Below are 6,425 nucleotides of genomic sequence, written 5' to 3'. Positions count from 1 at the left end.
GTTGACGGTGAAGCCGCAAATTCGATGCGGGAAGGGCGCGGATCCGCTTGCTCAAGCAGCCTGACGATTGGCCGCCAGCCTTTCCGCGAACTCGATCGCCTCGATCAGGCTGCGCTCGTTGGCGATGCCCGTGCCGGCGATGTCGAAGGCGGTGCCGTGATCGACCGAGGTGCGGATGATCGGCAGACCCAGTGTGATGTTTACCCCAGACAGGTCCATCCACTTGCCGGTGGCCGGGTCGATCTCGAAGCCCAGGAGCTTCACCGGAATGTGACCCTGGTCGTGGTACATCGCCACCACGGCGTCGTACTGGCCGGCGCGCAGCTTCACGAACACCGTGTCGCCCGGCACTGGCCCGTGCACGTCGAGCCCGTCGGCGTTGGCCGTCTCGATCACCGGGGTGCTGACGTCGATATCCTGGCGCCCGAACAGGCCGCCCTCGCCGGCATGGGGATTGAGCGCCGCCACCGCGATCTTCGGCCGGGCGATCCCGAGGCCCTTCAACGCCTTGTCGGTGAGGTCGATGACGAGGCGCAGGCGCTCCGGGGTCAGGCGCTTGGGCACGTCCTCCAGGGCGACATGGGTGGTGACGTGCGAGACCCGCATGTTGCCGTGGGCCAGCATCATCACCGAGCCGCGCACGCCGGTCAGCTCGGCCAGCATCTCGGTGTGGCCGGCATAGTGATAGCCGGCCTTGTTGAGCGCCTCCTTGTTCAGCGGTGCCGTGACGATGCCGCCGATCCGGTCCGCCATCGCCAGCCGGACCCCGGCCTCGATCGCCTTGTAGGCGAAGCGCCCGCCATCGGCCGAGAGCCGGCCCGGCTCGATCGGCGCGCCCTCTGCATCGGCCTGGAGGCAGCAGAGCGCCGGCCAGTCGCCGTCCTCGGCAACCTCGGGAATCGGTTCGGGCAACAGGCCGAGCGCGGCTTCCGCGCGATGCAACGCCGGGGCGCTGCCGATGATCACGAGCTTCAGGTCGCCCGCTTCGATCCGATCCTTCAGGCGGGCGGCGGCCTTGACGATGATCTCCGGGCCGATGCCGGCCGGATCGCCCATGGTGATGGCGAGATGCTGGGTCATGCGTCGCTCCTGTCGGGCGTGAAACCGTTGCTTTGGAGTAGATCGCGCCAGACGCCCTCCGTTCCGAAGGCGCCGGATTTCGAGATCACCGCGAGCCCGTCCCAGCGCCCGCCGCGCAGGGTCGAGCGCGGCAGGCCGGGGGCGATCTGGCCGGTGACGTCGAGGCGTTCGACCCGGAGCGCGAGGCAGAGCGCCTTCAGGGTCTCGCCGCCTGCGACCAGCAGGGTGCCGGGCCTGGGGATCCGCTCGATCACGTTCGTGAAGGTCGCGGCGATCCGCGCGGCGGCGGCCTCCCGGGCGGTGCCGGCGGGCAGGGCCAGGCTCGCCAGCACGACGCCGTCCCGGGCGAGGCGTTCGCCGACCGGTTCGGCATGGTCCGCCGCCTCGGGCGACAGGACGAGGCAATGCGGGCCGCAGGCGTCGAGCTGGGCCGCGGTCTCGGGCCGGTCGGAGCCGAACAGGCCGAGCACCGGTCCGACCAGGCGGTCGCCGCCGGGCGCCGTCACGCCCCGCGCCAGGGCCGCCGCGAGGCCGCCGCTGCCGCACCAGAGCACCGGCAGCTCCCGGCCGAGCTCGGCAATGCGGGCGAGGTCGTCGTCGTGCGACGCGTCGTAGACCGCCACCCCCGCCACCGGGCCGTCGGTGAGGGCGGCCCGGCGCGCCGGGAGGCCGGCGTCCCGCAGGGCCTCGGCAATGTCGCCGGAGACCGCTTCCCACATGCCGTCGCGCCGGGCGAGCTGTCGCCCGTTGGCGGTACGGCGGCCCTGATACGGGAAGGCCGGAGCCACGATGCAGCGCGGCCAGGCGCCGAGGCGCATCACCGCGGCGAGTTCCGCCGCCCAGGGGCCGCGCAACAGGCTGTCGACCTTCTTGAAGGCGATGTCGGCCCCCCGGAGCCGCGGCGCGAGATCTTGGACGATCCGATCGGCTTCCGTAGCCGAGACCTCCCGGGTGCCGGAATCGATCGCGAGGCACCCGGATCCATCGCCCGGCAGGATCTCCGGCCACGCTACCGGGATCGGCCCGCACAGGCCGGTGAAGCCGGCCGCCGTGTCGAGTGTGCCGGTCAGGTCGTCGGCGATGAGGCGCAGGCGGATCATGGCAGGGGTTCAACAGACCGCGGACAAGATCGCGTCGCGATGTCCGACCGGAGCGCCCTGCCTGACCGGGCGGAACATCCAGGCTTGTTGTAAAGCTGTCGGGACGCATACAGAGGGGGTGCCGAGGCGGTCAAGCGCGTGGCGACGCCGGCGCAACCCCCATCGACAGATCGAGCAGCCGCCCCTCGAACAGCCGGTCCCGCGAGGCGCCGATATGGGCGGCCATGCGGGTGCGGGCGGCCTCCGCATCACCGTCACGGATCGCCGCGAAGATCCCGTGATGCTCCTCCAGCACGCCGCGCAGGCCCGATCGCGGCCCCAGCAGGGCGAGGCCATGGATCTTCATGCCCACCGCCACGTGCGATTGCAGGGCCTGCAGGGAGGCCGCGTAATAGTGGTTGTTCGAGGCGACTGCGACCGCGTGGTGGAAGGCGAAGTCGGCGTCCTCCCGGTGTTGCTCCTGGCGGGTGGCCAGAGTGAGCAGATCGAGGGCCGCCGCGATCCGGTCGAGGGCGTTGGCGTCGCGACGCGTGGCGGCGTGGAAGGCCGCGTCCGGCTCCAGGGTCAGGCGGAACTCGTAGCAGCGCTGGATGTCGGCGATGCTTTCCACCGGTGCGAAGCCCGGGGCGGGGCTCGCCTCGCGGGGCCGGACGAAGCTGCCCGCCCCCTGCCGCGAGACGATCGCGCCCTCCCGGCGCAGCCGGTCGAGGGCGGCCCGCACCACCGGCCGAGAGACCTGGAACCGGCCGGCGAGGTCGTGCTCGCTCGGCAGGCGGCCTTGGGCCGGATAGGTGCCGTTGGCGATGCCGGTGAGGATCGCGTCGTAGATGCCATCCGACAGGGACGCGGGCCTGGCAATGGCCGCCTTCGCCACCCCGCGGCGCCCCGATACCAAGCCGGGCGCCTGCGCGTGGCCGGGCAGGGCTGACGACATCCGGGATGGCCTCCGTGTGCGTTCCGGCGGCCAAGACATCAACGCGACCGCCCAATTGTCAACAAGTCTGCAGTTGTCCGCCATGTTGCACGCCCTTGTCGAAAGGTTGTAGCAGGCCCCGGGGGGTTGAGGTTTCAGGTGACGGGCCCGGAACAGGGGTCGCGCCGGAGGACGACCCATGCAGATTCCGATCAAGCGCTCGCTGGAGCGCGTCCCGGGCGGCCTGATGGTGGTGCCGCTGTTCCTCGGCGCGATCCTTCACACGCTGTTCCCCAACACCGCGACCTTCTTCGGCTCGTTCACCGGGGCGCTGTTCAACGGCGCCCTGCCGATCCTGGCGGTGTTCTTCGTCTGCATGGGCGCGGGCATCGATTTCCGCGCCACCCCGGCGATCGCCCGCAAGGGCGGCGTCCTGCTGGCCACCAAGGTCGGCATCGCGGCGATCCTGGGCGTGGTGTTCGGCCATCTGCTCGGCGAGGCGCCGATCATGGGCGGTGCCTTCGTGGGGCTCTCGACGCTGGCGATCGTCGCCGCCATGAACGACACCAATGGCGGGCTCTACCTCGCCCTGATGGGCCAGTTCGGCCGCCCGAAGGATGCGGGCGCCTACGCGATCATGAGCCTCGAATCCGGCCCGTTCCTCACGATGGTCACGCTCGGGCTCGCCGGCCTCTCCGCCTTCCCGTGGCCGACGCTGGTCGGCAGCATCCTGCCGCTCCTGATCGGCATGATCCTGGGCAACCTCGACCGGGACATGCGCGCCTTCCTGTCGGGCGCCGCACCGGTGATGATCCCGTTCTTCGCCTTCGCGCTCGGCTTCGGGCTCGACCTCGCCAAGATCTGGCAGGCGGGCCTCCTCGGAATCGGGCTCGGCGTCGCCGTGGTGGCGATCACGGGTGCGGCCCTGTTCGTGGCCGACCGACTGACCGGGGGCAACGGGGTCGCCGGGGTGGCGGCCGCCTCGACGGCGGGCAACGCCGCCGCCGTCCCGGCGATCATCGCCGCCGCCAACCCCGCCTACGCGGAGGCCGCCGGGCCCGCCACGGTGCTGGTGGCGGCGAGCGTCGTGGTCACGGCCCTGCTGGTGCCGCTTCTCACCGCCTTCGTGGCCGCTCGGGTGGGGCAGGAGGTGGAGCCATCCGAGCCGCTGCGCGAGCCGGTGGCGCGGCCCGCGGCGCCCCTGCGCTGATCCATGCACAGGCGCGCATCGGCGCGACGTCGCGGCGGCAACCGAAGACGGGGACGCCCGGTTGTCCTGGCAGACAGCCCGGCACCGCCGCGGCACTGCCAGAGACCGGAGCGGGCACAGCATGTCCACCGAAGCCAGAGGCAAGACGCATATCGACATCTTCGACCGCGCCGCCCGGGAGGTCTGGGCCCAGCGCTTCGGCGTAAGCGAGGACCGGCTGCGCAAGGCCGTCACGATGGTGGGGAGCCGGATCACCAGCGTCGCCGCCTACCTTGAAAGGCCGGCCCCCTGAGCGGGGCGGGCGTCGCCATGAAGTCCGATCCCTATCCGCCTCCCGGATCAACGGCTCCGGAGTATCCGCCCCGCGCCTCGGAACCCTCGGCCATGTCCGACGACCAGACCGCGCCGTCTCCCGGGCCTCCGGCGTCGGCGCCGGACGCCATCACGTTCGAGCAGATCCGCGAGCGTGCCTACGAGTTGTGGGAACGCAACCATCGGCCGGAGGGATTCGAGATCGAGTTCTGGCTCCTGGCCGAGCGGGAGTTGCGCAAGGAGCGCGCGCGCCGGACGGCCAAGGAGGGGCCGGCCGCGTCTGAGCCACCGTCGCAATAGCGTCTCCCCGTCTCTGGCGTGTAGTTTGCGACGCGGCGTGAACGATCGCCGACGCCGTCCGCGATCCGATGACTGGTCGCGCGACGGGGACCCGCCTTGGAGACATCCGCCCTGACCCGCCGCAGCTTCACCGGACTCGGTCTCGGCGGCGCTGTGGCGACAGCGTCCGGCGGCGTCCTGGCTCAGGCAGGCCCGGTACCATCGACGGCGTCGGACAAGCCCGCCCCTCTCACAAGCGCCCCGGTCTCGCAGGCCGGCCTCGGTCCGCGCCTGACGCTGCACGCCATCGACAATTTCCACGGCACCCCGGCCGCCGGCATGGTCTGCGACCTTGCTTGGCGCGAGGGCGATACCCTCACGCCGATCAAGACCGTGACCACCGGGGCCAACGGTCGGCCGGCCGAGCCGCTGCTGATGGATGCTGCGCTCCGGTCCGGCCATTACGAGCTGCTGCTGCATGTCGGGGCCTATTTCGCCGCCCGCGGCGTCAGCCTGCCGAGCCCGAACTTTCTCGACCGCGTGCCGATCCGCTTCCGGATCCGTGACGCGGGGCAGCGCCATCACCTGCCGGTGCTGTTCACGCCCTGGGGCTATTCCTACTATCGCGGCAGCTGACCCCGTCAGGATACGATTCCATGGCCGGCATCTCGACCCACGTCCTCGACACCGACCGCGGGCGCCCCGCGGCGGGGATCCGCATCGATTTCTCCGTGCTGGACGGGGAAACGTGGCGGCTCGTGAAGAGCGTGGTCACGAACGCGGACGGACGCACCGACCAGCCGATCCTCGCACCGAACGATGCCAAGGTCGGTCAGTACCAGCTGGCCTTCCACGTGGACGATTATTTTCGCGACCGCCCTGGCACCGCGGAGGCCGATATCTTCATCGACAACCCGGTGGTGCGCTTCGCGATCTTCGACCCAGCGCAGCACTACCACGTGCCGATGCTCTGCGCCCCCGGCAGCTTCACCACCTACCGCGGCAGCTGAGGCCGTGCCCGACCTCGCCACCGTCAACCGGATGGAGGAGGGTGCCTTCGTGGCCCTACTCGGCGGGGTGTTCGAGCACGCCGCCTGGGTGGCCGAGGCCGCCGCGCCGCAGCGCCCCTTTGCCAGCCTTGCCGACCTGCACGCGGCGATGACGCGGGCGGTGCATGCGGCGGCCCCGGATCTGCAACTCGCCTTTCTCAACGGCCATCCGGAACTCGCCGGTCCGGAGGCGCGTGCCAAAAGCCTCACGGACGATTCGGCCAGCGAGCAGGGCAGCGCCGGGCTCGATCGCATGGCGGAGCCGGAGGCGGCGGCCTTCGCACGTCTGAACGCAGCCTACCGCGCCCGGTTCGGCTTCCCCTTCATCATCGCGGTGCGAGGGCGCGGCCGGGCCGAGATCCTCTCAGCGTTCGAGGCCCGGCTTGGCCGGGATCCAGCGACTGAGCGGGAGACCGCGCTGGGGGAGGTTGCGCAGATCACCCGCATGCGGCTGGAGCGTCTGATCGACGCCTGACCGTGTC

General features: G+C 71.2%; 9 protein-coding genes. 6 read left to right on the top strand and 3 right to left on the bottom strand.

All coding sequences use genetic code 11. The features are described 5' to 3' along the window. Window positions 1-51: 51 nt before the first annotated feature. The 3 genes from pdxA to OXS49_RS22785 all read right to left on the bottom strand — a co-directional run bounded on the left by pdxA (window position 52) and on the right by OXS49_RS22785 (window position 3,114). On the bottom strand, window positions 52-1,080 hold the full coding sequence (pdxA, locus tag OXS49_RS22795) for a 4-hydroxythreonine-4-phosphate dehydrogenase PdxA (RefSeq protein ID WP_244002365.1): 1,029 nt from the start codon (window positions 1,078-1,080) through the stop codon (window positions 52-54). Beyond that, entirely contained in the window at window positions 1,077-2,180 is a 1,104-nt protein-coding gene (locus OXS49_RS22790; RefSeq protein ID WP_244002363.1) for a four-carbon acid sugar kinase family protein, read from the bottom strand. The genes pdxA and OXS49_RS22790 overlap by 4 nt, the downstream gene beginning before the upstream one ends. Before the next feature lie 130 nt (window positions 2,181-2,310). Next, window positions 2,311-3,114, bottom strand: a complete 804-nt coding sequence (locus tag OXS49_RS22785) for a FadR/GntR family transcriptional regulator (protein WP_267426883.1) — start codon at window positions 3,112-3,114, stop codon at window positions 2,311-2,313. Window positions 3,115-3,292: 178 nt separating this feature from the next. Here OXS49_RS22785 and OXS49_RS22780 point away from each other — a divergent pair, with 178 nt between their 5' ends. The 6 genes from OXS49_RS22780 to uraD all read left to right on the top strand — a co-directional run bounded on the left by OXS49_RS22780 (window position 3,293) and on the right by uraD (window position 6,418). Next, a complete protein-coding gene (locus OXS49_RS22780; RefSeq protein WP_276082015.1) occupies window positions 3,293-4,303 on the top strand; it encodes a 2-keto-3-deoxygluconate permease in 1,011 nt (336 codons plus the stop codon). A gap of 121 nt (window positions 4,304-4,424) precedes the next feature. Then, on the top strand, window positions 4,425-4,595 hold the full coding sequence (locus tag OXS49_RS22775) for a DUF3606 domain-containing protein (protein WP_244002357.1): 171 nt from the start codon (window positions 4,425-4,427) through the stop codon (window positions 4,593-4,595). Window positions 4,596-4,687: 92 nt separating this feature from the next. Then, a complete protein-coding gene (locus OXS49_RS22770; protein WP_267426882.1) occupies window positions 4,688-4,915 on the top strand; it encodes a DUF2934 domain-containing protein in 228 nt (75 codons plus the stop codon). Window positions 4,916-5,011: 96 nt separating this feature from the next. Beyond that, on the top strand, window positions 5,012-5,530 hold the full coding sequence (gene uraH / locus OXS49_RS22765; protein WP_267426880.1) for a hydroxyisourate hydrolase: 519 nt from the start codon (window positions 5,012-5,014) through the stop codon (window positions 5,528-5,530). Between the two features lie 20 nt (window positions 5,531-5,550). Beyond that, on the top strand, window positions 5,551-5,904 hold the full coding sequence (gene uraH, locus OXS49_RS22760; protein WP_244002351.1) for a hydroxyisourate hydrolase: 354 nt from the start codon (window positions 5,551-5,553) through the stop codon (window positions 5,902-5,904). A gap of 4 nt (window positions 5,905-5,908) precedes the next feature. Further along, window positions 5,909-6,418, top strand: coding sequence for a 2-oxo-4-hydroxy-4-carboxy-5-ureidoimidazoline decarboxylase (uraD, locus tag OXS49_RS22755; protein ID WP_267426877.1), 510 nt, complete (start codon window positions 5,909-5,911; stop codon window positions 6,416-6,418). Window positions 6,419-6,425 lie beyond the last annotated feature (7 nt).

Origin of the sequence: Methylobacterium sp. GC_Met_2 (genome assembly GCF_026540795.1) — a bacterium.
In the GTDB taxonomy this organism is placed as follows: domain Bacteria; phylum Pseudomonadota; class Alphaproteobacteria; order Rhizobiales; family Beijerinckiaceae; genus Methylobacterium.
The sequence above is the reverse complement of the archived record's forward strand: the minus strand, read 5'-3'. Positions and strand labels throughout refer to the sequence as shown.